The organism is Amycolatopsis sp. CA-128772 (assembly GCF_002904295.1).
In the GTDB taxonomy this organism is placed as follows: Bacteria; Actinomycetota; Actinomycetes; order Mycobacteriales; family Pseudonocardiaceae; genus Amycolatopsis.
This window is the reverse complement of the sequence record NZ_PPHG01000075.1, coordinates 181935-208000: the sequence shown is the minus strand read 5'-3', so window position 1 is coordinate 208000 and position 26066 is coordinate 181935. Positions and strand designations below refer to the sequence as shown.

The following is a 26066-nucleotide window of genomic DNA, read 5'->3' as shown; positions in this document are numbered from 1 at the left end:
GCCGCCGGCCTACTGCAGCACCGCGATCGGCAGGATCACCAGCTCACCGCGGTCCGGCCGCCACGCCTGGCTCTTGCCGAGGCACCGCGCATTGAACTGCCCCTGCGGCACTTCCCTGCGGCGCAGGTGACCGTCCGGGCACGCCACCCGCACCCACGCCTCCCGCGAGCCGATCCGGGCGTGCAGGACCACCTCGTCGCCGGACTCCTCGGCCACCGTGAACCGGCCCTGCACCACCACGTACCCGTCGTGGACCTCCGACAGCAGCGGCGAGCGCGTGCGACGCCACGCCCGGTCGCCCTGCACGACCCCCGCCGGCAGGTTCGCGTGCACGACGCCGTGCTGGGCCTCCAGGGACTTCAGCGCCAGGCCCAGCAGCGTGTTCGCGGTGATGTGGACGTCGTAGCTGGTCTCCGTCTCGTGCCCGCGGTTGGCGCCGCGGCCCAGCTTGAACCACTGGCTGGTGAACCCGAACGAGCCGTCGGTGTTGCGCTTGACGAACTCGCGGACGGTCTTCTCCGCGATGTCGCCGTAGCCGCCCTGCTGGCAGATCTCGATCACCCGCGGCTCGTCCAGGTAGAACGGCAGCCCCGGCAGGATCACCGGACGGCTGCGCCGCAGCACCCCGAGCACCAGCACCACCAGCGTCACCACCGCGGCCACCGCCGTCGCCACCCACAGCCAGCCCCACCAGCCCAGCACCGACCACAGCATGGCCCTATCGACATCCACGAAGCTCCCTCACCGCCTCCGTCAACGATTCCGCCGTCCCGTCGACGACGCGCCCGCCGGTCGCCGCGGTGACCCGGCCCAGCTCCGCCGGGTTCGCCTCGCCGAACCGGATCGCGTACGTCGGCCCGGCGTCGTGCCGGCCGCCGAGGAACTCCGCCAGGCCCGGGCCGCTGTTGTTCTCGCCGTCGGTCATCAGCACGATCGAGGCCCCCGGCTCCGCGACCCGGTACGCCTGCCCGAGCGCGGCCCAGATCGCCGTGCGCGGCCGCAGGTCCGCCGACGCCACGACCGCCTGCAACTCGTCGACGTCCGCCGGGCGCGACACCGTCACCGAGCGCTGCTCCAGCACCTCGCCGGCGAACCGGATGATCGTCACCCGCTCGCCGACGTAGAACCGGTCGAACCCGGTCAGCGCGGCGAACGCCCGGCGCAGCGCCGCCACCCGCGGCCCGGCCATGGACAGCGAGTAGTCCAGCACGAAGACCACCTGACGCCCGGTGCCCGCGCGGTCGTAGGCCTGCAGCAGCCGGTCGAGGACCTCCTGGCGGTCCGGGAAGTACAGCGGGTTCCCGATCGGCGTCGCGAGGCGGCCGGTGCGCGGCACGGCGGGATCGGCGGGGCGGCGGAACGTCCGGTCCATGATCGCCCGCTGCGCCGACGGCGTGCGCAGCCACCGCACGACCTTGTCGTAGGCGGCGCGCCGGTCCGGGTTCAGCAGCATCAGCGGGTAGTCCGCCAGCACGATCCCGTCCCGCGGGTAGACGACCTCCAGGGGCTCGCGCAGCCGCCCGGACGCGTTGAGGGCGAGGATCGTCGACTCCGGCGCCACCAGGCCGCCGGCTTCGCCTTGGCGGCGCACGTACTCCTCGGCGACGTCGGGGGCGCCGAACGCCCGGCCCGCGAGGAAGCCCTGGATCCGGTCGCACCGCACGTCCTCCGGGCGCAGCGCCGCGCCGGTCCCGGCCGCCGCGGTCGCGACGCCGATCAGGGCGGCCATCCCGCTGCCGGAGACGTGCGGATCCGCCATGCCGAACCGCAGCTCGCCGCCGGCGGCGCGATCGGCGATGTCCGCCCACGTCGGCTGCGCGCCCAGCTTCGCCGCCTGGCCCGCCTTCACCCCGAACACCAGCGGCGACAGCATGATCGACGTCGACAGCGCCGGTTCGATGCCCCGCAACCGCAGGAACCGGCCGGTCGAGAGCCAGGCCAGGTCGAACCCGCGGTTCAGCTCCGCCGTCGCCGCCATCGTGTCGCGGTGGTCCATGACCAGCTCGATCCCGGTGTCGCGGCGCAGGTCCGCCAGCACCGGGCCGAGATCGGCGAGCTCGCCCGTGGCCAGCACGGTGAGTTTCGTGGCCTCGGGCCCGCCGGGGCTGCACGCCGACAGCAGCAGGAGCAGCACCAGGGCGGCCCTCACCACCGGCAGTCGCCGATCTCGTCGACCATCCGCCGGAACTGGGCGTCCCGGGGCAGCCAGGTCTCGGTGTCGGTGGTCGCGGCCGCCGGCTCCGGGATGTGGCGCTGCGCCAGGTAGCCGGCGAAGCCGAACTGCGCGGTGTCGGCCGAGTACACGTGGAAGCCCAGCTCCACCGCGCGCCGGCGCAGCCCGGGATCCGACATCAGCAGCGAGCCGATGGCGTCGCCTTCGGGGCTGAACGAGATCAGGTCGGGCGCGGTCTCGTGCTGGGCGCTCGGGTACATCAGCACCCGGTCGGTGTCGAGCCCGACGCCGTTGTCGAGCCGCCGGTTCTGGTAGGCGAGGTACTGGTGCTCGTAGATCACCGCGACCGTGGCGAAGCTGCGGCCCTCCGGCACGAAGTACTTCGGTGCCATGTCGTCGCTGTGCTGGCCTTCGGCGTCCAGCATCGGCTTGATCCCGCGGGCCTGCTCGACCGCTTCGGCCTCCGTCGCCGCCGGCTGCGCGTACCGCGCGAAGGCGACCAGCCCGACGTACGCGGCACCCGAGTAGCTCCGGCACGGGTCGGGCGACTGGACGAGCAGCCGGTTCGCGCTGAGCCGGGGGTCGTAGTCCCGCCAGCGGCCCTTGCCGGCCACGAGCGCCATCAGCTTGTCCATCTCGACGCTGTAGTACAGCGGCTTGTCCGCCGGGTACCGCGGCTCCGCCACCTTGGCGGTCTGCAGGGCCTGCGCGTAGTCGCGGAAGGTGGCCAGCACGAGCGGGGTGAAGAACGGCTTGTATCCGACGGCGTGCCGGCCCTGGCGGCGTTCGCGGACGCGGTCGGCGGCGGCCTGCCCGGAGGGGAACACGAACTGGTAGTTGTCCAGGTCGGCCGTCTCGGCCAGCTCGAACGACCCGGCCGGGGTGATCTGCACCTGGTAGCCGTGGCTCAGCAGCATCCGCTTGACCTGGTCGTCTTCGAAGAAGTCCCGCTTGGACGCCAGCATCGCGCGCACCACCGTGATGTGCTGCAGCGGCCCGGGGACGTGCCCGGCGACCAGCAACGCGACGAACCCGAGCACGAAGACCCCGGCCGGCGGCACGAACCAGGACAGGAACCGCCGTCGCGTGTCGACGACGCGCAACTTCGGTTCGTCCACCCTGGCCCCCTCCGGACGCTTCTCCCGCCATTGAACGAGAGGGGAGCGGCGCCCACCACGGCAATCGCCCGAGTAGGACCGAACGGACCAGCGTCGGGTGGCCGTCCGCGGGTGCGGAAGCGGTTTGGAAGCCGGATCGAGCAGAATACGGGCGAACGCGAAGGAGCCCATCGATGAAACGTGCTGTAGCTGCCGCTCTGCTCACCGCGGCCGCGCTCGCCGTGCTCGCCCCGGCGGCGTCCGCGGTGAGCGGTCCGCCGAACGACCCGTCGCCGGTCGGCGGGGTGGGAAGCGGTCCCTACATCGGCGACGTGCCGAAACCCGGCCCTGGGGGCCGGTGAACCAGGGCACCAGGACGACGCGGCCCGGGCGGTCCCACGCCCGGGCCGCGTCGTGCAGCGGAACCCGCTCGTAACCGACGGTCAGCTCGCCCGCCACCGCGTGCCCGACGACGGTGAGCAGGGCTTCGCGCCGCTCGTCCGCGGTGAGCTCCTTGTTCGTGTACCCGAGGATCCGCAGGGACCGGCTGCGCAGCGCCGCCGACGGGACCGCGAACTCCTCGCCGGCCGCGCTGCCGAGATTGACCAGCTGCCCACCGGGCGCAGGGTGCGCAGCGCCGCCGCGGCCGGGAGCCCGCACACCGGGTCCAGCACGAGGTCGACCGGCCCCGCCGCCTCGCTCAGCCGCCGGGTGAGCGAATCGGCGTCGTCCGCTTCGAGCCGCACGACGGCGTCGGCGCCCTGCTGCTCGGCCCGCGCCGGCGCGGCGTCCGACCGCGCGCCCGCCACCACGCGCCCGGCCCCGGCCAGCCGCACCGGCTGCACGGCCGGCTGCCCGACCACCCCACCCGCGCCCAGGACCAGCACGGTCTCGCCGGGCGCGAGCTTCCCGGTGCTCGTCAGGCACCGCCACGCCGCGACCGCCGACAACCCGAGCGTTGCGACCAGCGCGTGATCGGCCCCGCCGGGCAGCGGAACCACGTCGGCGGACGCGGCCACGGCGTACTCGGCCATGCTGCCGTCGCCGGACCGCATCCCCGCCGCCGTGGCGAACCAGACCGGCGTCCCCGCCAGCTCGCCCACGCCTGCACCCCCGGCACGTACGGCGTCGCGGGCACGCCGAAGTACGACGTGCCGGACGCGCAGCGCAGGGCGAGCGGGGTGCTCGGCGCCGCGGTGACCCGCATGGCGACCTCACCGGGACCCGGCTCGCGGGCGGCCCGGCCGGCCACCACCGGCGGCTGCCCGGCCGTGCGGATCTCAGCCGCGCGCACCGGCGGTCACACCGGCTGCAGGACGAAGTCGTACCGCGCCTCGAGCCACGGCCCGGCCGACTCGCCGCCGTCCGGCGTCGGCCCGGGCTCCCGCGGTTCGAAGGCGACCACCAGCTCCTGCTTCGTACCGAACACGACGTCGCTGTCCAGGTACTGCGCGCCCTCCTGGAACAGGTGCGTGATCAGCGGTTCGTACCCGGCCGCGTTGATCAGGAAGTGCACGTGGGCGGGCCGGAAGTGGCTGATGTCCGTGCCGCGGATCAGCTCGCCGACCGGGCCGTCCATCGGGATCGAGTACCCCTTCGGCGCGATGGTCCGCACGCAGTAGGTCCCGTCGGCGCGGCTGGTGTACTTCGCGCGCAGCCGGGCCTCGTCGACGTCCGGGAGCTGCGACTCGTACGCGCCTTCCTCGTCGGCCTGCCAGACGTCGAGAACCGCGCCGACGACCGGAAAGCCGTCGAGGCCGCGGACCGTGCCGGTGATGTAGAGCGGCGTGCCGGGCAGGCCGTCGGACATGTCGCCGCCGTACTCCTTCTCCGGCGAGCCGTCGATGTGGAAGGGGCCCAGCACGGTCGCCGGGGTCGCCTCCGCGGCGAAGGCGTGGTTCATCTGCACCACCAGCATGCTCAGGCCGAGCACGTCGGAGGCGAGGATGAACTCCTCCCGCTTGCCGGTGCTGATCTGCCCGGTCTCGGTCAGCCACCGCACGGCCGCCATCCACTCGGTCTCGCTCAGCCGTACTTCGCGGGCGAAGGCGTGCAGGTGCCGCACGAGCGCGGACATCACCTCGGCCGTCCGCGGGTCGTGCGCGCTCGCCCAGCGCTGCGCGGCGAGCTCGGTGATGTTGTCCTCGGTGACCAGCTGCATCGGCGTTCCTCTCACGCGTGCGGATCCGGCGGGACCGACCGGTTGTTCAGGTCGACCGAAAGGAAGATGTCGTTGGCGACGGGGTGGCGCAGTTCCTCGGCGAGCTGGCCGATCAGCCCGGCTGTGCGGGCCAGCAGCGCGAACCCGCGCAGCAGCTCCAGCGGCAGCCCGAGGTCGGCGAGCGCGGCGCCGCAGACGCCGGCCCCGTTGAGCGGCAGCGTCTTGCCCAGTACCCGCGGGTGCACCCGGCCGATCGCGGCGAACAGCTCGAGGTGCGGGCCGCGCAGGCCCTCTTCGCCGGCGATGGCGAACAGCCGCGGGGTGCGCGGGTCGCCGTCCTTGTGCACGTGGTGCCCGAGGCCGGGGACGAACTTCCGGTCCGCGCGGCGCTTTTCGACGGTTTCGAGCGCGAGCGCGTCCCAGCCGCCGTCATCGGCGGGCAGGGTGCCCGCGTCGGTGAGGACGTCGTGCAGGAACCGGCCGCAGTCCTCGGTGACGCCCAGGAACCGCGACCCGCCGCCCAGCAGGCCCGCCGCCAGCGCACCCTGCACGGAGTCCGGTGCGGACAGGTAGGTCAGCCGCGTGACGATCGCGGTCGGGGTGAAGCCGTGGTCGGCCAGCGCGGCCAGCACCGCCTCGAAGACCCGCGTTTCCCCGGGGGACGGACGGCGCTGGGTCGCCAGCCAGAAGGCGAGCTCGCCGAACCCGACGGTGCCCATGACGTCCTCGGCCAGGTCCCGGCCGAGCAGGGTGATTTTGTCCTTTGTGGACGCTCCGAGAGCGGTTTCGTAGCCGGGGTCAGTCATCCGCGGCCTCCGTCAGCCACGCCCGCAGTTCGGCGCCGTGCTCGTCGAGCTCCGGCGGCGGCAGCCGGTAGCCCGCCGGGGTCGCGGAGAACCGGATCGGGTGGCGGGTCGTCGGGACCGCGCGGTCGCCCTCGCCGACTTCGACGATCGGGTCCAGGCCGAAGCGTTCCGCCATCGCGAACCCGCCGTCGATCGTGTTGATCGGTCCACACGGGACACCGACCTCCGTCAGCGCGTCGAACCAGTCCACCGCACCGCGTTTCGCCAGCCGCTCGACGAGGATCGGCCGGAGCTCTTCGCGGTTCTTCGTCCGATCCGCGTTGCGGGCGAACCGGGGATCGCCGGGAACGTCGGGGAGGTCGAGCACCTCGCAGAGGCGGCGGAACTGCCCGTCGTTGGCCGCGGCGACGATGAGGTCGTTGTCGGCCGTCGGCAGCGGCTCGTAGGGGAAGACGCTGGGGTGGGCGTTGCCCATCCGGTACGGCACCACGCCGCCGGCAGCGTAGGCCGAGCTGTGGTTGACCAGCCCGGTCAGCGCCGAGGAGAGCAGGTTGACCTCGACGTGCTGGCCCTGCCCGTGCGCGTCGCGGTGGCGCAGCGCGGCCAGGATGCCGATCACCGCGTGGTTGCCCGCCATGACGTCGAACACCGAGATCCCGGCCCGGTACGGCGGGCCGTCCGGATCGCCGGTGAGGCTCATCAGGCCGGAAATCGCCTGCACCATCAGGTCGTAGCCGGGCACGTGCGCGCCCTCGCCGGCACCGAAACCGCTGATCGAGGCGTAGACGCTGCCGGGGTTGGCCCGGCGGACCGTGTCGTAGTCCAGGCCGTACTTGGCCAGCCCGCCCGGTTTGAAGTTCTCGATCAGCACGTCCGCGCGGGCGGCCAGCTCGCGGGCGACGGCGGCGTCGGCCTCGTCGCGCAGGTCCAGGGCGATCGACCGCTTGCCGCGGTTGACGCCGAGGTAGTAGGTCGAGACGTCCCCGCGCACCGGCGGCATCCACGTCCGCGTCTCGTCGCCCTGCGGGCCCTCCACCTTGACGACGTCGGCGCCCAGGTCCGCGAGCAGCATCGTGGCGTACGGGCCGGCCAGCACCCGGGAGAAGTCGGCGACCAGCAGCCCGGACAGCGGGCCGGGGGGTGGTTCCACGCGACGCCTCCACTCCTGTCCGCCTGTCGGACTACTGTCCGCAGTTTGCTCCCGAGGGTCGCCGAGGTCAAGACACCGCGGGGACGGTGACGTGCGGGACGGCATCCAGCCGCGCGAAGTCGGCGCTGATCTCCCCGGCGGCCTGCAGCAGCAGCGGCAGGTGGTGCTCGAGCAGCTTCTCGACCGGCGTCTCGGCGGCGTGGCAGTTGACGTTGACGCCGGCGATCACCCGCCCGGACCCGTCGCGCAGCGGCGCCGCCACCGACCGGATGCCCAGCGCGAGCTGCTCGTCGGTGAGCGCCCAGCCGCGGGCGCGGACCTCGCGCAGCTCGGCGTCGCGCTCGGCGCGGTCCGGCTGCCAGCGCGGCACCAGCCCCGACCGCGTCGGCTGCGCCAGCACCGCCTCCAGCTCCTCCGGCGGCAGCGCGGCCAGCTGCACCTTGCCCAGCGACGTCGGCAGGGCCGGGAACCGGGTGCCGATCTGCACGCTCAGGCCGACGATCTTCGGCACCGCGACCCGGGCGACGTAGACGATGTCCGACCCGTCGAGCTGCGCGATCGAACACGACTCGTCCGTGCGGGCGACCAGCCGTTCCAGGTGCGGCCGGGCCACGTCCCACAGGCCCGTCGAGCGCACGTAGGCGACGCCGAGGTCGAGCACCCGCGGGGTCAGGGCGTAGCCGCGCCCGTCGGCGCGGACGTACCCGAGCTCCTCGAGGGTGAGCAGGATCCGGCGGGCGGTCGGGCGGGCCAGGCCGGTGGCCGCGGCCACCTCGGCCAGCGTCATCCCGGGCCGGTGCGGCCCGAACGCAGTGATCACCTCGAGCCCGCGGGCCAGCGCTTCGATGAAATCGGGACCGGTGCCCTCGCGTGGCATCCGCCACCTCCCTCTCCGATGGTGCTCAGCGCAGCGTAGCGGCGGGGATTGACACCGGCCCGGTCCTAGGCAAAGGTGACTGCGCCCACTGAGTGTCCGTAGAGCGGACGAGTGTACGGAGGCAGCGATGACGCAGTCCACCGAGGGTCCGGTCGTCCTGCGTGGCGGCACGGTGCTGACCCTCGACGACGCCCGCCGCGTGTTGCCCGGCGAAGACGTCCTCGTCCAAGGCGACCGGATCACCGCGATCGGGCCCGCCCTCGACGTCCCGCCCGGCACCACCGAGATCGACGCCTCCGGCGGCCTGGTCATGCCCGGCATGATCGACACCCACCGCCACCTGTGGCAGACCGCCATGCGCGGCTACAGCGCCGACTGGACGCTGACCCAGTACTTCGTCTGGTACTACCTCGAGTGGGGCAAGGTGTTCCGCCCCGAAGACATCTACGCCGGCAACTTGCTCGGCGCCCTGGAAGCTCTCGAAGCCGGCGTCACCACCACCGTCGACTGGTCCCACGGCCTGCAGACGACCCAGCACGCCGACGCCGCCGCGGACGCGCTGCAGGCGGTCCCCGGCCGGTTCGTGCTCGCCTACGGCAACATCCAGGACTCGCCGGCCACCTGGACCGGCACGCCGGAGTTCCGCGACTTCGTCTCCCGCCGCATCACCGGCGACGACCTGCTCGGCTTCCAGCTCGCCTTCGACGTCACCGGCGACCCGGCGTTCCCCGAAAAGCCGGCGTTCGAGGTGGCCCGCGAACTCGGCGTCCCGGTGACCACGCACGCCGGCGTCTGGGGCGCCACCGGCGACGACGGCATCCGGCTGATGCACGACCACGGGTTCATGACCCCGGAGACGATCTACGTCCACGGCGCGTCGCTGTCGGCGGACTCCTACCACCGGATCGCCGCGACCGGCGGTTCCGTGTCGGTCTCCACCGAGAGCGAGCAGAGCGCCGGCCAGGGTTACCCGCCCACCTGGGCGCTGCGCAAGTACGGGATCCCGGTGTCGCTGTCGATGGACACTTCGGTGTGGTGGAGCGGCGACCTGTTCTCGGCCATGCGCGCCACCCTCGGCGCCGACCGGTCCCGCGAACACCTGGAGGCCCACGCCGAGGGCGAGACGGTGACGCACGCGGCGCTGCGCGCGGAACAGGTCGTGGAGTGGGCGACCCGCGGCGGCGCCGCCGCGCTGGGCCGCACGGACCTGGGCCGCCTCGAAGTCGGCAAGAAGGCCGACGTCGTGCTGCTGAAGAACGACGCGTCCCCGGCGTCGTTCCCGCTGCTCAACCCCTACGGCCACGTCGCCTTCCAGGCCCAGCGCGGCGACGTCCACACCGTGCTGGTCAACGGCCGGGTGGTCAAGCGCGACGGCCGGCTCGTCGGCGTCGACCTGCCCGCGGTCCGGCGGCGCGTCGAGGAGACCGTGGACCACCTGCGTGCACAGCTGGGGGAGGAGGCGTGGCGGCAGGGGATGAACCCGGACGTCCCGGAGACGAAGATCCTCGACAACCCGTACACCTACACCGACTACCAGAGCGACACCACCCACGGCGGCTGAGCTACCGTACGGCCCGTGGTCCAGGTCTTCGTCCAGCCCGCCTACGGCACCGCGGACGCCCGCCGGTACGGATCGGAGTCCCTCGAGCGGGCCGTGGCCTTCCGCGAGTTCGCCGACCTGCTCGACCCGGCGGACCTCGCCCGGCTGAACGCGCTGCACCCGGGCGGCCGGGCCCGGTTCTGGGGCGCCAAGGACAAGTACGACCGCCGGATGGACACCGTCACCACCGGCGACGTCGTGCTGTTCACCGGCCGGCGGCACGTCCAGGCCGCCGCGGAGGTCGGGCACGGCTTCCGGAACCCGGATTTCGCGCGCCGGCTGTGGCGCCCGGACCCCGGCAAGTGCCTGTTCAGCAACGTCTACAGCCTGCGCCGCTACCGGCGGGTCGGGCTGCCCTACGAAGCGATCTGGGCGCTGCCCGGCTTCACGCCCGGCGACAACTTCATGGGCCTGCGGTTCCTCGACGAAGCCAGGTCGGCCGCCGTGCGGGAACTGCTGGCCACGAGCTGAGCGAGCCGGGCCCGCGGAAGGCGGACCCGGCTCGCTCAGCTCCGGCTATGACCTGCGGACGTCAGCCCTGGTCGTAGTCGGAGTCGCCGTCGACGTCGTGGTAGGCCCACGCGTCGTCGTCGGTCGCGTCGGCCACCGCGGTCACCGAGTGCGTCTCGGCCCCGTCGATGCCCGCCGCGGTGTACCACGAGTGGTGACCCGCGTAGTCCGGCACGGCCACCGAGTGCGCACCCTCGGACGAAGCGCCGTACGGACCGGCCGTCAGCTTCTCCGCCTCGTAGGTGGCGTAGTGCTCACCCGCGTGGCTCCAGACGTGGCCCGAGGTCGCGCCGTCGATCCCGGCCGACTGCATCTCGGCGCCGTAGCTGGCGTCGTGGTCGTACCCGTGGTGGTCGTAGCCGTCGTGGTCGTCGGCGTCGTACACCGGGTGGGTGTGGACGGCCGGCGCGTCGTTGTCCACCGGGTCGGGGTGGCTCACGGCGTGGTGGGTCACGGGGTAGTTGTCGTGGTCGTAGTCGTTGCAGCCACAGCCGTCGCCGTGGTCGTTGTCGTGGCCGTAGGACCCGTCGTGCACGTTGTGGTGCCACGGCCGGTTCCAGTCGTTGTCGCCGGACTCGTAGCTGTGCGTGACAGCGGCGCCGCCGATGCCGGCCACGGCGGATTCCGACTCGGACCAGTGGTGGCCCCACCAGGTGCCACCTTCGTCGGTGTCGGTTGTGCCCGCACCACCGATGCCGGCCCAGCTGCTGGAGCTTCCGGCGCTCCACGAGTCGTTCGGCCAGCCCAGCGGATGAGCGGTCGCCGGGCCGGCGATGACGAGGGAAAGCGGGAGCGCGAAAGCGCCGGCGACAGCCAGTCGTCGCAATGTGGACATGATTTCTCGGGGTTCCCTTCCTGAGTACGACTCCGGTTTGAATCGGGGTCCGGACGTCGGGGCAGAAGTTCTGTCCGGTATGGACGGTACCGCCCTGGGGAGGCCGTTGACCTGCGCAAAGACCCGATCGGTGTGCGAGAACCGCCGAGTGGAGGACAGATCCGGAAGGGGGTCGGACAAGCCTAGAGTGCCGCCGCCGGGATGACCGGAATGAATGGGGGGAAATCACTCGCTCAGGTAGTCGTCCGTTTAGGTCGCCGATTCGTGAGCCGGGCCGCGGGGCGGGTCCGGGTGGCTCGGGGCGGGTGACGGGGGCCGGATGACGGGGTCGCGTGCCGGCGCCGTCGGGTCCGTCGGCGTTCGTCGGCCACTCGGGGTCCGTCCGCCATCGGGGGCCGCCGGCCACTCGGCGCGTCCGTCCGCCACTCGGCGGCCGGCGGGTTCCGGCAGACGGCCGCACCGGTCCGGCCGCCCGGACCGCCGCCGGCGGGGAATTCCGGCCGTGCGCCGGCCGTCCGGCCACGATAACAGAACCGTCCACCGATTGTTCCCACGGTATTCACAGTCGTGGAGTAATCACTGCCTTTTCGGTTACCTGGTACACCCGAAAAGCCGGTGAATTGACACGTTCGGCCCAAAGCGTTTCGCGGCGAAGTTGCGTAGGTTCACGGCATGTCGCACCTGAGGTCCATTCTTGCCGTCGTTCTGCTGGCCGCGTTCGTCGTCCCGCCCGGTCCGGCGGCGGCCGCCGCCGTGACGCCCGGGCCGGTGTGCGATCACCAGCCGGTGGCCAACACGACGGCCCCGGCGGGCGCCGTCACCGTCGACGCGGCGGTGCCCGGCGACCTCTACCGCAAGTCGCAGGACTCGCCGCCGGGCACGACGTTCTGGCTGCCGGCGGGCACGCACACGCTGGCCACGGACCCGTTCGGGCAGGTCATCCCCAAGGACGGCGACGTCTACCTCGGTGCGCCGGGCGCGATCCTCGACGGGCAGGGCATCAACCGGGCGGCGTTCACCCAGCAGGCGAAGGACGTCGTCATCCGCGGGCTCACGATCCAGAACTTCGTCGCTCCGCAGGACCAGGGCGTGGTGAACCACGATTCCGGCGAACATTGGATCATCGAAAACACCACCGTGCAGAACAACAAAGGCGCGGGAATCATGGCGGGTGCCCGGCAGGAGCTGCGGCACAGCTGCCTGCGCAACAACGGGCAGTACGGCATGAACGCCTACCGGTCCGACAGCACGATCACCGCCCTGGTCGTCGAAGGCAACGAAATCTCGGGCAACAACACCGACGACTGGGAAACGCGCAACCCGGGCTGCGGGTGCAGCGGCGGGATCAAGTTCTGGGTGGTCGACAAGGCCGACGTCCGCGGTAACTGGATCCACCACAACCACGGCGCCGGCCTGTGGGCCGACACCGACAACAACGACTTCCTCATCGAGCACAACCTGATCGAGGACAACGACGCCGAGGCCCTGTTCTACGAGATCAGCTACAACCTGGTGTTCCGCGACAACGTCCTGCGCCGCAACAGCCTGGTCGCGGGCAAGCGCCGGGCCGACCGCGGCGACAACTTCCCGGTGGCCAGCGTCTACCTGTCCGAATCGGGCGGCGAGCCCCGGGTGCCGGCCCGCACGCACCTGATCGACATCTACGACAACACGTTCGAGGACAACTGGTCGGGCATCACGGCCTGGGAGAACGCGGACCGGTTCTGCAACAGCCCGGCCAACACCTCGATCAACACGTGCACCAAGCTGGTGGCCGACCGCACGCAGTGTGCGGCGCCGGGCATCGACTCGTCACCCCTGTTCGACGACTGCCGCTGGAAAACCCAGCTGGTCGAGGTCCACGACAACACGTTCCGCTTCGACCCGGCCGCCGCCGGCTGCACGAACGGGGTGTGCGGCAAGATGGCCCTGCTGTCCAACTACGGAACGTACCCGTCCTGGTCCCCGTACAAGGCCACCCTCGTCCAGGACGCGATCACCCACGACCAGGGCAACTACTGGTTCAGCAACTCCTACTACGGCCCGTGGAAGTTCGTGGCCGGCGACACGTCCCGGATTCTGACCGCGGAGCAGTGGCAGTCGACCCCGTGGGACCAGGACAACTGCGCCTCCTTCGACGACGTGATGCCCCACTGCTGACCGCGGCGGCGCGGACCCTGGCGGGCTCGCCGGGTGTAACCAAGCGCACCCGGCCGGCGACTCACCGGCTGACTGCGACTTGCGGGGAGGGAATGTGGCTGCGGGCGCCGTGACCATCGGCATCGACGGCGGGCGGCTGGACCGCCGGGTCGCGCGCAGTGCGGAGGCGGTGGACGCACTCGGCGGGCGGATCCGGGACTGGCTCGGCGCGACCGCCGCGGATCCGGTGTTCCACCGGTTCGGCTCACACCTGCGGACACTGGACGCGGTCCTCACCGGGATGCTCGACCGGCTGCGCGCCGAACTCGCCGCCGTGCCCGCGGAAACCGCCGCCGGGTACGAACACTGCCGCGGCGTCGACCGGGGACTGGCCACCCTCCAGCAGTTGTTCCGGTGGTACGCCGGAAAGTACGACCAGCGGCGGGCAGCCGGGCATCCGGCCGTCCTGGCCGCCGCGGACGAATTTGCCCGCAGCTGCTGGAGCGAAGGGTTCGCCGCACGGGGCCGGAAACCGCCGACCGGGCCGCTGTGCTTCGTCGACAACCGCACCGACGCCCTCGCCCGGCGTCGGTGCGACGTCCCGGCCGAACTGCGGCCCGCGCTCGACGACCCGGTCGCCGAGTTCGTCGACCGGCTGCCGATCCCGGTGATCGCCCTGCCCGAGCCGGCGGTCCGCGAAGGCTGGTGGCTCGTGCTCGCCGCGCACGAGACCGGGCACCACGTCCTTCTCGACCTCGAACTCGGCGCGGCCGTCCGCCAGGCGCTGCGCGACGCCGTCCCGCCGGACCTCGTCGCGGACTGGACCCGTTGGCACCATGAGGTTTTCGCCGACCTCTACTCGGTGCTGATGGCCGGGCCGGCCGCGGCCTGGGCCATCGACGAACTGCAGTACGGCCCGCCCGCGCACCTGCTGCGCCCGCGCGGCGGCTACCCGGCACCGCTGGTGCGGCTCGCCCTGCTCGGCGAGACGCTCGAGGCCCTCGGCGCCGCGAGCGACGTCCCCACCGCCGCCGGCGCCGCGGCGGCCGCGGACGCCGCCGCGGAACCCCACCTGGCCGCACTGCCCGCCATCGTGGCCGCGCTCCTGGACATCCCGCTCGGCCGCGGGACGCTGCGGAACCTGGCGCTCGACGAGGTGATCCGGCCGGGACCGCGGCTGCAGTCGTGGGCCGGGCAGCTCACGCGGCCCGAACCGGCCATCGGCGCGGTCGACACCCCCGAAGCGCCGCGCATCCTGGCCGCCGCGGCCGTGCACCGCTACCGCGCGCTCACCACCGCCGGCCGGGACGACGAACTGGCCGCGCTGCACTCCGGCCTGCTGTCGGTGCTGGCCAGGAGCGGCGCGCCGGGCGTCCTCGCCCCGCCGGGCGAAACGCAGCTCGACCAGCTGGCCGGCGCGCTGGGCGAACTGCTGGTCGGAAGGGCGGCCGACGATGAACATGCCTAGGTTCCTCGTCGACGTCTCGCCGGGGTGGACCGTGCGGGTGACCGGCGAGGGCATCGCGGAGGAGTTCACGCTGGCCGCGACGACCGTCGTCTGCGGCGACCGCGAGCTGACCGTCCCGTACCGGGGCGAGATCGACCGCGACGAGCTGGGCGCCCGGCTCACGCGGATCGAGAACCGGCGCACGCTCGAGGGCGACGTCCACGCCTACGGGGAATGGCTGTTCGGCTGCCTGCTGGAACCGGTGTGGGCCGACATCCGCAAGCTTCCGTGCGTCCTGGCGGCGCGGGGTGTCGAGCTCGCACTCCGCTGGCCGTTGGACGAGATGGTGCTGCACCAGCTGACCTGGGAAGCCATGTGCCACGAGGGCGTCCCGCTGGCCAACGACCCGGGCCTGCTGGTCGGCATCACCCGGCTGGTGCCCCGGGTGGCGCGCGAAATCGGCACGATCCAGCGCACCCCGCGGGTGCTGTTCGCGGTCGGCGGTTCCCTGCTGGACGACACGATCCGGCCGGGCGCGATGTTCATGGGACTGCTGCGCGCCTTCGACGCCGACGGTGTCTGCGCCGCGAAGGCCGTGCAGAGCGTGAAGCGGGAAGACCTGGTGCGCCACTGCACGGAGTTCCAGCCGGACGTCGTGCACCTGGTGGCGCACGGCGACGTCGTCGACGGTCATGGCGTCGTCCAGCTGGCCGACGGCTGGGTGGGAGCGGACGCCCTGGTCACCGCGCTCACCAGCGGGGACGCCGACCCGCTCGCGGTCGTGCTCAGCGCGTGCCGCACGGGATCGGGCGGAGCCGCGGAACCGGCGCCGTCCGGGCCGCTGGCCGCCGAGCTGGTGGCCCGCGGGATCCCGATCGTGTCGGCGGTCGCGGGGGAGGTGAGCGAGCAGGCGTGCCGGCTCTACAGCCGCCGGCTCGTCGAGGCGATCAGTGACGGGACACCACTGGCGAAGGCCGTCGCCGAAGGGCGCCGGGCGGCCTTGAGCCGCACCGAGCCGGGCCGTCAGCTGGACTGGGCGATGCCCGCGCTCTTCGTCGCGGAGTCCGTGGAACCGGGCTTCCGCCCGGTCGACCGCGACGCCGCACGCCGGCTCGGGTTGCGCGGTGCCCCGCTGTTCATCGGCCGCACCGCGATCCTCGGGCACGTGGACGACATCTTCGACCGGCGCCGGCCCGTCGGCGTGGTCGGCGTGCTCCGGCACGGTCCCCTGGCCGGGCTCGGCGGGACCCGGCTGCTCCGGGAAATGGGGTACCAGCTCCTGCTGCGGGGCCACGCCCCCTTGCTGCTCGGGCCGTACGCGCCGTCGAAGGAGCCGGCCGATCTCCGCACCTTCCTGCACCAGGTCCTGCTCGCCGTCCGCAAGCTGGCCGTGTTCTTCAAGCTCGAGTTGCCGCACCTGGAGCTCCTGGACGGGTACTACCGGGATGAGGCCACGTCCCTGAAGGCGCTCTCGGCCGCGGTCGACGCATTCGAGCAGGACGAGGCGCCGATCTCGCCCAGCGTCGCCTGGCTGTCGCTGGCCGACGACCTCGCGAAGGTCGCCACGGCGATGGCGGGTCAGCGCGAGCCGTTCGGTCCGCGCACCCGGGTCGTCGTGCTCGCCGACGAGATCCACCGCTGGCCGTTCGTGGAGGACCTGAAGGCCGTCCTGAGCGAGGTCGGCGAAATCGGGCTGGGGACGCCGGACACGGTGGCGCCGGTCGTCTTCACCGCGTCGTTGCAGGAACACGGCGGGCCGCTGGTGAAAACGCTGAGTGACGTCAAACAGGGCCAGCCGGGCTACTCGTTCCCGCCGCTGGACGTGCTGGCCGACGACGAGGCGCTCCTGGGCTTCCAGTGGGTCCTGCTCAACCCCTGGCTGAGCGGCACCGAGGCCGAGCGCAAGGTCTACGCGGCCCGGCCGGACGCGAACTGGACCTTCGTGCGCAAGGTGTTCCGGCTCCTGAAGGGCGAGCCCGCGCGGGTGAGCAGGCCGGACTTCTACGACCACGCCGATCTGCTGGTGGAGAGCGGGGCGTTCGTCGCCGACGACGACTTCGCCACCTGGAACCGCTACCTGGGGCTGGCGAAATGACCGAGCACACCGCCGAGGAGCTGCTGCGACGGCTGGAACAGCGGCAGCACGAAGCGTCGGCACGGGCCCTGGCCGAATTCGACGCCCGGAGCCTCTGCCTGCTCAGCCTGCTGCCGGAGTGGACACCCACCCTGGCCGAGCAGCTCGAACTGCACGGGAACCGGAAACTCGCCGAGTTCGTCGACAAGCTCGCGTGGGCCGACCTCGTCGAGCACCGGTCGGCGGCCGGGGGACAGCTGGCGTCGTTCTGGATCCGCGCGCGCCGCCGCCACGAGGTCGGCGACTACCTGCGCGACAAGATGGGCGTCGAGGCGGTCGTCGGGTTCTACGGGGACGTCTGCTCCCGGGTCGCCCGGCTCGACCCGCCGGAACTGCGGGCGTGGATACGCGTCCGGGAGTTCCACGCCGACCCTTCGGGCCGTGAGCTGCTGAGCACGATCGAGTCGATGCTGCACCGGCAGGATTTGCCCGCCGCGGCCACCATGGTGGCGACGTCACGCGTGGTCTGCGAGGTCGTGGGCGGACCGCTCGAGGACGCCGTGAAACGCGCACAGTGGCGGCTGGACCGCGAGTACCGCACCCGCGACGACCTCGGGCACCTCACCGGCTACCACCGGCGGGCCGAGATCGAGGACGCCCTGACCGCCCTCGTCACCGGTGCCGACGGGCCGTGGGCGCTGCACCTGTTCGGCAACGCCGGCGTCGGCAAGACCATGACCGTGCGGTACCTGGCGTCCGGGAAGCTGGCCGAGGACAACGGCATGCCGCGGTTCCCGGTCGCCCGCGTCGACTTCGACCACCTCGACCCGCGCTACCCCGAGCGGCGCCCGGCCGAGCTGCTCGTCGCGCTGACCGACGAGCTCCTCGGCTTCGCGACCACCCGCGACGCCGAACACCGCTACCGCGCGGTCCGTGACGCCGCGGACGCGGTGCACGAGGAACTCTCGCGGTCCGATCCCGACCCGGTCACCGTGGCGGGGTTGCGGCTGGAGGCGATCGACCGGTTCGCCGACTTCGTCGGCCAGCTGCCGTCGCCGGTGGTGCTGGTCCTCGACACCTGCGAGGAACTCGCGAAGCTGTACCCGGCCGGTGCGGAAGCCCCCGCCATCGACCAGACCTTCGACCTGCTGCACAGCCTGCACCGGCGGAATTCCGACATCCGGGTGGTCCTCGCCGGACGACGCCGGCTGGTCAAACCGGCGGACGGCACGCTCTACAGCGGCCCGAAACTGCTGACCCGCGACTACGTCCGGGTCGTCCCGATGAGCGGCTTCACCCACGAGGACGCGGCCGGCTACCTGGAGGAACGGAACATCCCGGAGCGGCTGCGCCCGACCCTCCTGGCCCGGTCGGCCGACGGCACCCGGTACAACCCGTTCGAGCTGGCCGGCCTGTGCGACTGGGTGCGCGACGAGCCCGGCCTGGACCTCGCGGAGCTCTCGGCGACGGTTGCCGATCCCTACGTCGAGCGCCGGATCCTCAGCCGGATCCAGGACCGGGACGTCATCGCGGCCCTCCCGGTGACGGTGGCACTGGGCGAGTTCGACCGGATGCTGATCACCCCGGCCCTGACCCGACTCGGCGTCGACGTCCCGGCGGCGTTCGACGGCCTCGCCGGCCAGGAGTGGGTCAACGTCCGCGTGGTCGGCGGCGACGGCATGCCCCGCGTGATCGAAGTCGACGAACACATCCGCGACCGCCTGCGCGCGGTCCTGGAACGCGCGGACCGGCCGCCGGCCGACCTGGCCGCACTCGGTCGCGACGCGGCGGAGGTGATCCTGGCGCAACCGCTGCCGAAGGTTACCGCCGCGACGGTCATCGCGGCGGTTCGCCTGCTGCCGCCGGCGGAGGCGGCCACGCTGTGGGCGAAGATCGACCACGAGATCCTGTTCCACGGCGAGTGGGCGTGGGCGATGCGGGTCGCGCCCCGGGTGGCGGCCACGGAGGAGGACCGCCAGGGCCCCACGATCCTGGCGGCGGTGCTGGCCACGGAGGCGTCCGCCCGCATCCACAGCGGCTACCGGGAGGGTCTGCACCAGCTGTGGGACGCGGTCGCCGACTCGGCGGACCGGTACCCGCCCGGGGAAACCCGGACGCGGCTGGGACTTCGCGCCGCGCTCGGCAAAGTCGCGGTCGCGGAAACGGTGACCGAAAGCTCCTCGTGGGTGTTCAGGAGGTTCGCGGCGAGCGGGATCGACGCAGAGCTGGAGGACGCGATCCTCGCGGCCTTGGAGAACCCGGCCGTCTGGTGGTCTGCGGTCGCGGGTGCCGAGCCGATCCTGCGGGAGCTGGCCGGCGACGCGCGTTCGCCGCACATCGCCGCCGGCGCGGCCGTCATGCTCGCCGGGCTCGCGATGGATCGCCGCGTCGAGGCACCGGTCGCCGACCTGCTCGAAACGCACATCCGCACCCTCGACGACCTGCCCGGCCCCGTCGTGCCGGAGGTCCGGCGGGACTGGGTCTGCCCGCGAGGCATGCCGGACCGCTTGCGGCTGGTGCGCGTGCTGGTCGCGCTCTACGGCGGTGACCCACTCGACGAGGAAGCCCAGCGCGCCCTGCGGCACCGGGGACAGCCCGGCGAAGGGGACATCGATGCCGACCGGCTGCTCGCCGCCCTGCTCGATCACCGGCTCGCCCGAGGTGTCGTCGATCAGCTCCCGGCGGCCGCGCCGGTCGTGTTCCAGGCGGGCGATCCGGTTCCCTGGCTGCACACCTGGTTCGGGCGGCCCCACGCGGTTGCCGTCGCCGATGCGCTGACCTTGCTCGGGCGTTACCGCGAAGCCGCCGAGAACCTCGACGAAATACGTTCGGCGGCCATCGGTTCCGGCGACGATGCCGAACTCGTCGAGGCTTGCGATCTCGCCCTGTTGCGCGTGTGCCGGGCCGCGCGGACCACCGAACACGCACGCGTGCGGACGCTGGCCTACGACGGTTCGCCCCGGTTGCGTGACGAGGCGTGGCTGGTCCTCCGGCTGCTCAAGGAGGCCGACGACCCCCGGTGGGCCGAATACTGCTCGCCGTACGGCCGGTGGCGCTGCCACCCGCGGGGGCAGCCGCCCGAGGCCATCGAGTGGCCGGTGGACCACCTCGATCTGTGGGAGATGGCGGCCTTCCGGGTGGAATTCGCCGACGGTTACCTGCCCCGGGACGGGCTGCTGGCTCGTGGGCGCAGCGACTTCATGGCGGGGGAGATCCACGCTGTCCTCGGCTCCTGGCAGGCGGGCCGGGAACTGCTCGAACGAGCGCAGGAAAGGTTCGCCGCGGCCGGGTACCACCGTGGCGTCGACCAGGTGCGCAGGCTGCTGAAACCGACGGCGGCCCGGCCGGAACCCGTGGTTCCGAGCCGGTGGCGGTTGTTCGCCGCCCGGTGGCGGTCGCACCTGACGCGGCAGTCCCTGCCCGGTCTCCGGCACATCGCCTGGCGCTCGCGCGCCATGCATTCGTGGACTTCCTTCTTCTCGTGGCTGTGCGTCGGCGCGGTGGTGGGCGGTGTCGTCGCGGGAGTGTCGGCCCTGCTCGGAGCGTCCGTCGGCTGGGTCATCGGGCTCGGCGCCGTCCCCGTCGTACTCGCTCAGCTGCTCCCGTACTGGGTGGGCTGGATCTACGACATGCGACGGCTGGAGGTCGTGCCCGAAGGGCCGAAGACGCTGCTCCTGCGGCTTTACCCGGAACAGATGCCGTGGAACATCCGGTTCCGGCCGAAGAGGTCGAAGGAACGGAAGCGGCTGGCCACCCCGCTGTGGACCGGGACCGGGTCCTGGTCGGACGACGGGTCGCCCGAAGGACTGGCCGACGTCCCCCGGGACGACCGGCTGCCGCGGGACCAGGTCAGCGTGACGTTCCTGCAGGTCCCCCGGGAACTGCAGTTCACCGTCCGGTGGGAACGCGCCCTGGCCGAAGGGGTGCCGGCGGCCAGACGGCCGCGCACGGTGTACGTGCGGTGGCTTCCCGGAGCCCGCGGATCGATTTCGCTGGAAGACTGGAGAGCGCGCACCGAGGCGTTCCACGGGCCGCTGCGGCTGCGGCCGAGCCGGGCTTGGACGGATGTCCCGGGAGCGTGTCGGCTGGTGCACCTCGTCGGCACGCCCGTGCGGACGTCGGCGGGGTGGCAGTTCCGGGTCCGCGACGCGAGCGGGCGCGCCGCCCGCGAACACAGCCGGGGTGCCGACCGCCGGGAGGAGCTGTTCGACCTGCACACGCTGACCCGCGATCCGGTCGGGTTGCTGGTCCTGCAGGCCGATCCCACCGATGTGGTGCCGCTGCCTCTCGGCCACGACCACGACGGGTTCGTGGGCGCCGCTTCGGCGGCGATGGACAACGGCAGCGACGCCGTGCTCGTCGTGCCGCCGCTGCCCGACGAAGTGGCCAAGGAAGCGGTGCAGATCGTCTGGCGCGCCGTCATGCGCTCGAGGGTGCTGGAACTCCAGTACCTGCTGGATCTCACCGAGGACATCAAGTACCTGGTGCACCGGGCCGAACGGGGCACGACCGGGACACCGATGGCCAGCATCGACGTCCTGCTCTTCGTGCGCGCCGTGAACAGGGGAGGGTCATGACCGGATTCGCACGCCGGGTCGGGGAGCGGGTGAAGGCCTGGTTCGCCGCCGAAGCCGGCCACGTCACGCTCGAGTTCTTCCCCGAACCCGGTGCCGAACCGCTCGTGCCCGGCGACGGGTACGTGCGGCTCTGGCTGTCGGAAGGCTTTCTCAAGACCGCCGTCAGCTGGGGGAACCAGCACTTCCCCGCGTTGCACGGCGGGGTCACGCTCACGTTCGCCCGGGAGCTGACGCCGTTCACCCGCTTCACCAAACCCACCGCGACCCTGACCGCGCCCGGTGCCTACGTCGAATACCGGATGACGCCGTTGCTGCCGTTCGAAGGCGGCACGGTCGAGGTCGAGGCCGCGCTCTACCGGGCGTCGGTGGCCGGGCCGCTGGCCGCCGCCGTGGCCATCGGCGGGAGCATCGCGTCGTTGATCGGGCCGCCGTTGAGCGTCGCGGCGAGCATCGCCGACAAGGTCGGCACCGGTCTCGACACCGTGCTGGCCGCCCAGGACGAGAAACCGGTCCTCGGGCTGCACCACACCCTCGTCGCGGCCGGCGGGGGCGGGCAGGTGCTGCAGGCCGGGCACCTGGTGGTCGTCAACGCGCCGGAAGCCGAGGTTCCCGCCGGCCTGCGGATCGAGGACGGCCGCCTGCGGACCGATGCCGGGCTGCTGACCGGTTTCGACTACCTCGTGGTGCGCGTCGAATGCCGTACCGAACACGACGAGCTCACCTTCCCGGCCCTGGCCGAGCTGGAGAAGCGCGCAGCCTACGAATGGCAGACCGGGCACGAGGACCGCTACCGCGAGATCCGCGCCCAGGCCGTCACCGACGCGCTCGGTTCCCCGGACCTCATCGACCGCGACCGCACCCGCATGGCGCGCTACGTCGCCGACCGCTTCGACAAGCTCAAGGACCTCGGCGCCGTGCCCGGCGGCGAAGGCGGGTTCGAGCCGATCCCCGCCCGGCTGCTCCCCGGGGCCGACGAGGTGGCCGGCCTGACACTGGACGACCTGGTGCGCGCCTGACGGCGTTGCCCATACGGGCAGCCGGGGGTACCCGAAGGTTTGCCGCTGCGCGGCTGGCCGGGGCGGGGTCGCCCGATCATCGTGGGGGGACCGCCAGTGCGAGGAGGTCCGCCGGTGATCCACGAGGTCGACGAGGCGTTGCGGCGGCTGGTGAAGGACGAAGCGCTGCGCGGCAGCGAGGTCGAAGTCGCCTTCGATGCGCCTACCAAGGACTGGGCTGCGCGGCGGAATGCTCCCACCGTCAACGTCTACCTCTACGACGTGCGGGAAGACATGCGACGGCGGTCGCGGGGGTTGCTCAACGAGTACGACCAGCGGGGTGAGGTGGCCGCGCGGCACCTGCCGCCCAAGCACGTCAAGCTTTCCTACCTCGTCACCGCGTGGACCCAGCGGCCCGAGGACGAGCACCGCGTGCTTTCGGACCTGTTGCTCGGGTTGCTGCGCTACGAGGCCGTGCCCGCCGAAGTCCTCAGCGGGTCGCTCGCCGAAACCGGGCTGCCGGTGCCGATGACCGTGGCGCTGCCGCCGCCCGAAGACCGGGCCTTCGCCGACGTGTGGACCGCGCTCGGCGGGGAGCTCAAGCCGTCGCTGGACGTCGTCGTCTCGGCGCCGGTCCACACCGGACGCGTCTACCCGGCCGGGCCGCCCGCGAAGGAGGGCCTCAAGCTCGACACCGGCGACGGCGAACTCGTCGGGCACCGCGTGTCGGAAACCGGCGTGGTCGGCGGGCAGCGCCGGGTCGCCATGGCGCGGACCCACCGGAACCCGCGGTGAGCCTGGAGTACCTGTTCGGCCGGCTGGCGCGGCTCGAACAGCGGATCCGCGACGCCGTCGACGTCCGGCGGGCGGCCGACCCGAACCCCGACGACCCGTTCCGCGGCCTCTACCTGTCGAACGAAACGATCGACGCGCTGCTGGAAGGTCACCGCGAGCCGTTCGCGCCGTTCGCGGACTCCGCCCCGGACGGCCGGCTGCGGCCGCTCGCCGAACGCGCGGACCTCACCGGCGTCGACGTCGAACTGCTGCTGGTCGCGCTCGCCCCCGACCTCGACAGCCGGTTCGAGCAGTTCTACGGCTACCTCAACGACGACGTGACCCGCCGCCGCGCGACCGCCGGGCTGGCGCTGCGCCTGTGCGGCATCCCCGAGGCCTCGGCCGCCGGCCGCGCGCGGCTCGACGCCGGCTCCCCGCTGATCAGCTGCGGCCTGCTCACCGTCGCCGACGACGAACGGCCGTTCCTCTCGCGCACGCTGCGCGTCCCCGACCGGGTGGTCAACCACCTGCTGGGCGACGACCGGGTCGCGCCCGAACTCGCCGCCTGCGCCCGCCTGGGCACCGAGCTCGTCGAAGTGCCGGGCCGCGACCGGCTCGCCCGCGCGATCGAGGGCCGCGTCGGGCTGGTGTACCTGAAGGAACACCCCGGCGGCGGCGCGGAAGACCTCGGCGTCGGCGCGCTGGCCGCGGCCGGGTTCCCGGCGCTGGTGGTCGACGCGGCGCGCTGGCAGGCCGACTCCGGCCACCCCGAGCTGACCGCGTCGCTGCGGCGCGAGGCGCTGCTGCGCGGCGCCGGGATCGTGCTCGGCCCGGTCGACGACCCGCGGCTGGACGAGCTCGCGCACCCGGCGATCCCGCTGGTCGTGCACGGCACCGGTACCTGGGACCCGCGCTGGAGCGGGACACCGCCGTTGCAGCTCGACGCGGTGCCGTTATCCGGCGCGGACCGCGCGGAACTGTGGCGCAGCCACCTCGACGGCCGGCTCGCCCCGGACGTCGACCCGGGCGAGGCCACCGCGCACTTCGTGCTCGGGCCCGGCCAGATCGCCCGCGCGGCGAAGGCGGCGTCGGTGACCGCGCTGGCCGACGACGGCCTGGTCCGGATCTCCCACCTCCGGGCGGGCGCGCGGAGCCAGAACGCGGCCGGCCTGCAACGGCTGGCGCGGCGGATCGAGCCGGCGGTCGGCTGGCCCGACCTGGTGCTCCCGGCCGGCGTGCTGTCCCTGTTGGACGAACTGGCGGCCCGGGCGCGGTACCGCGACCAGGTGCTCGACGAGTGGCGGATGCGGCCGGGCGGCGGCCGCGGGCGCGGCGTGACCGGGCTGTTCGCCGGGGATTCGGGGACCGGCAAGACGATGTCGGCCGAGGTGATCGCCGCGTCGCTGGGGCTGGACCTCTACACGGTGAACCTGGCGACGGTCGTCGACAAGTACGTCGGCGAGACGGAGAAGAACCTCGAGCGGATCTTCACCGAGGCCTCCGGCGTCAACGGCGTGCTGCTGTTCGACGAGGCGGACGCGATCTTCGGCAAGCGGTCCGAGGTCCGCGACGCGCACGACCGGTACGCCAACATCGAGAGCGCGTACCTGCTGCAGCGGATGGAGACGTTCGACGGCATCGCGGTGCTGGCGACGAACCTGCGCGCGAACCTCGACGAGGCGTTCACCCGGCGGCTCGACGTGATCGTCGACTTCCCGCTGCCGGACGTCGACCTGCGCCACCGCCTGTGGGACCGCTGCCTGGGCGCCCGGATGCCGCGCAGCGCCGACCTGGACCTGGCGTTCCTCGCCGAGGCCTTCGAACTGGCCGGCGGCCACATCCGGTCGGCGGCGGTCACCGGCGCGTATTTGGCGGCCGAGGCGGGCCGCCCGGTGGCGATGACCGACCTGGTCGGCGCGGTGGCCCGCGAGTACCGCAAGCTGGGCCGGCTGTGCCTGGACCGCGAGTTCGGGCCGTATTTGGCGTTGGTGACCGACGGCTGAGCTGCCCGTTCGGGCGGTTTTCGCTGCCCTTCCGGCCGCGCACCGCAGTCTGGTGCGCGGGCCGCCGGCCGGGCAAGCTTGGACGGTGTCGGAGGGAGCGGACATGCGCGGGCACAGTCACGACAACGACCTCGAACCGAGCCTGCGGCCACGCGGCGACCGGCCCGAGCGCGACGACACGGACCTGCTGGGCCGCGCGGCCGCGGCGGGCCGCACCGACGTCCTCGGCCCGGCCGGCCTGCTGGGGCTGCAGCGCGCGGTCGGCAACGCGGGCACGGGGTCGCTGATCGAGGAGGAACGCTCGCCGGTCCACGACGTCGTCGGCTCGGGCGGCGGAGCGCCCCTCGACGCGGCGACGCGCACGGACATGGAGGGCCGCTTCGGCGCCGACTTCGCCGACGTCCGCGTGCACACGGACGGCGCCGCGCACGAGTCGGCGAAGTCGGTGAACGCGCAGGCGTACACGGTCGGGTCGAACATCGTCTTCCAGCGCGACAAGTACGACCCGGCCTCCGAGGGCGGCAAGCACATGCTGGCGCACGAGCTCACCCACGTCGTCCAGCAGCGGAGCGGCCCGGTGGACGGAACGGACGCCGGGGGCGGAGTGAAGGTGTCGGATCCTTCGGACCGCTTCGAGCGCGAGGCGGTCGCGAACGCGGACCGCCTGATGTCGGCACCCGCTCCGGCCCCGGCGGGCGTCCAGCGTTGTGCGGACGGCGGGCATGCTGCGGATGAGCCGGCCGTGCAGCGCGAGGAGGCTCCGGAGGCCGAAGAAGGCGAAGAGGAAAAGATGGCGCAGACCTTCGTGCAGCGCGAGGAAGAGGGCGAAGAAGAGGGCTCCTAGGCGT

General features: G+C 72.8%; 20 protein-coding genes. 11 read left to right on the top strand and 9 right to left on the bottom strand.

Annotated features, from left to right (window positions below):
* Positions 1-9 precede the first annotated feature (9 nt).
* From C2L59_RS29605 to C2L59_RS49355, 3 genes are read right to left on the bottom strand one after another with little or no spacing between them, the layout of a single operon-like run.
* A complete protein-coding gene (locus C2L59_RS29605; RefSeq protein ID WP_146060456.1) occupies positions 10-732 on the bottom strand; it encodes a hypothetical protein in 723 nt (240 codons plus the stop codon).
* On the bottom strand, positions 719-2149 hold the full coding sequence (locus C2L59_RS49360) for a substrate-binding domain-containing protein (protein WP_233223766.1): 1431 nt from the start codon (positions 2147-2149) through the stop codon (positions 719-721). Before C2L59_RS49360 ends, C2L59_RS29605 begins: the two co-directional genes overlap by 14 nt.
* Positions 2146-3291, bottom strand: a complete 1146-nt coding sequence (locus C2L59_RS49355) for a hypothetical protein (protein WP_233223764.1) — start codon at positions 3289-3291, stop codon at positions 2146-2148. Before C2L59_RS49355 ends, C2L59_RS49360 begins: the two co-directional genes overlap by 4 nt.
* Before the next feature lie 173 nt (positions 3292-3464).
* Between C2L59_RS49355 and C2L59_RS48260 the strand changes: the two genes are divergently transcribed.
* Positions 3465-3632: a hypothetical protein gene (locus tag C2L59_RS48260; RefSeq protein WP_199199324.1), complete on the top strand. Its 168-nt coding sequence runs from the start codon at positions 3465-3467 to the stop codon at positions 3630-3632.
* An 81-nt stretch (positions 3633-3713) separates the two neighbouring features.
* Here the strand turns inward: C2L59_RS48260 and C2L59_RS29595 are convergent, their stop codons facing one another.
* The 5 genes from C2L59_RS29595 to C2L59_RS29575 all read right to left on the bottom strand — a co-directional run bounded on the left by C2L59_RS29595 (position 3714) and on the right by C2L59_RS29575 (position 8264).
* Complete coding sequence (locus C2L59_RS29595; RefSeq protein ID WP_233223763.1) at positions 3714-4373, bottom strand: zinc-binding dehydrogenase; 660 nt, start codon at positions 4371-4373, stop codon at positions 3714-3716.
* Between the two features lie 197 nt (positions 4374-4570).
* Entirely contained in the window at positions 4571-5431 is an 861-nt protein-coding gene (locus C2L59_RS29590; protein WP_103352804.1) for a dioxygenase, read from the bottom strand.
* An 11-nt stretch (positions 5432-5442) separates the two neighbouring features.
* Positions 5443-6237, bottom strand: a complete 795-nt coding sequence (locus C2L59_RS29585; protein WP_103352803.1) for a citryl-CoA lyase — start codon at positions 6235-6237, stop codon at positions 5443-5445.
* Positions 6230-7387 carry a CaiB/BaiF CoA-transferase family protein gene (locus C2L59_RS29580; RefSeq protein WP_103352802.1) on the bottom strand — a complete coding sequence of 386 codons (1158 nt, stop codon included), beginning with the start codon at positions 7385-7387 and terminating at the stop codon, positions 6230-6232. Before C2L59_RS29580 ends, C2L59_RS29585 begins: the two co-directional genes overlap by 8 nt.
* 67 nt (positions 7388-7454) lie before the next feature.
* Positions 7455-8264 (bottom strand): IclR family transcriptional regulator C-terminal domain-containing protein, encoded by an 810-nt coding sequence (locus tag C2L59_RS29575; RefSeq protein ID WP_103352801.1) that lies wholly within the window; start codon positions 8262-8264, stop codon positions 7455-7457.
* A 127-nt stretch (positions 8265-8391) separates the two neighbouring features.
* On the opposite strand from C2L59_RS29575, the gene C2L59_RS29570 reads away from it, so the two are divergent.
* Together C2L59_RS29570 and C2L59_RS29565 are read left to right on the top strand one after the other, a co-directional pair.
* Complete coding sequence (locus tag C2L59_RS29570) at positions 8392-9825, top strand: amidohydrolase family protein (protein ID WP_103352800.1); 1434 nt, start codon at positions 8392-8394, stop codon at positions 9823-9825.
* Between the two features lie 15 nt (positions 9826-9840).
* Entirely contained in the window at positions 9841-10335 is a 495-nt protein-coding gene (locus C2L59_RS29565) for a hypothetical protein (protein ID WP_103352799.1), read from the top strand.
* A gap of 61 nt (positions 10336-10396) precedes the next feature.
* On the opposite strand, the gene C2L59_RS47590 is transcribed toward C2L59_RS29565, so the two are convergent.
* Complete coding sequence (locus tag C2L59_RS47590) at positions 10397-11209, bottom strand: hypothetical protein (RefSeq protein ID WP_199199313.1); 813 nt, start codon at positions 11207-11209, stop codon at positions 10397-10399.
* Between the two features lie 672 nt (positions 11210-11881).
* On the opposite strand from C2L59_RS47590, the gene C2L59_RS29555 reads away from it, so the two are divergent.
* The 8 genes from C2L59_RS29555 (at position 11882) to C2L59_RS29520 (ending at position 26062) form a co-directional block, all read left to right on the top strand.
* Positions 11882-13369 carry a right-handed parallel beta-helix repeat-containing protein gene (locus tag C2L59_RS29555; RefSeq protein ID WP_103352798.1) on the top strand — a complete coding sequence of 496 codons (1488 nt, stop codon included), beginning with the start codon at positions 11882-11884 and terminating at the stop codon, positions 13367-13369.
* 94 nt (positions 13370-13463) lie between these two features.
* Positions 13464-14816, top strand: a complete 1353-nt coding sequence (locus C2L59_RS29550; protein WP_146060454.1) for a hypothetical protein — start codon at positions 13464-13466, stop codon at positions 14814-14816.
* On the top strand, positions 14803-16890 hold the full coding sequence (locus C2L59_RS29545) for a CHAT domain-containing protein (protein WP_103352796.1): 2088 nt from the start codon (positions 14803-14805) through the stop codon (positions 16888-16890). The genes C2L59_RS29550 and C2L59_RS29545 overlap by 14 nt, the downstream gene beginning before the upstream one ends.
* The gene (locus tag C2L59_RS29540; protein ID WP_103352795.1) at positions 16887-21446 is read left to right on the top strand and encodes an ATP-binding protein; all 4560 of its coding nucleotides are present in this window, start codon (positions 16887-16889) and stop codon (positions 21444-21446) included. The genes C2L59_RS29545 and C2L59_RS29540 overlap by 4 nt, the downstream gene beginning before the upstream one ends.
* Positions 21443-22462, top strand: a complete 1020-nt coding sequence (locus C2L59_RS29535; RefSeq protein WP_103352794.1) for a hypothetical protein — start codon at positions 21443-21445, stop codon at positions 22460-22462. Before C2L59_RS29540 ends, C2L59_RS29535 begins: the two co-directional genes overlap by 4 nt.
* 114 nt (positions 22463-22576) lie before the next feature.
* Entirely contained in the window at positions 22577-23236 is a 660-nt protein-coding gene (locus tag C2L59_RS29530) for a DUF4255 domain-containing protein (RefSeq protein ID WP_103352793.1), read from the top strand.
* Positions 23233-25218 carry an ATP-binding protein gene (locus C2L59_RS29525; protein ID WP_103352792.1) on the top strand — a complete coding sequence of 662 codons (1986 nt, stop codon included), beginning with the start codon at positions 23233-23235 and terminating at the stop codon, positions 25216-25218. Before C2L59_RS29530 ends, C2L59_RS29525 begins: the two co-directional genes overlap by 4 nt.
* Before the next feature lie 103 nt (positions 25219-25321).
* Positions 25322-26062: a DUF4157 domain-containing protein gene (locus C2L59_RS29520; protein WP_103352791.1), complete on the top strand. Its 741-nt coding sequence runs from the start codon at positions 25322-25324 to the stop codon at positions 26060-26062.
* Positions 26063-26066 lie beyond the last annotated feature (4 nt).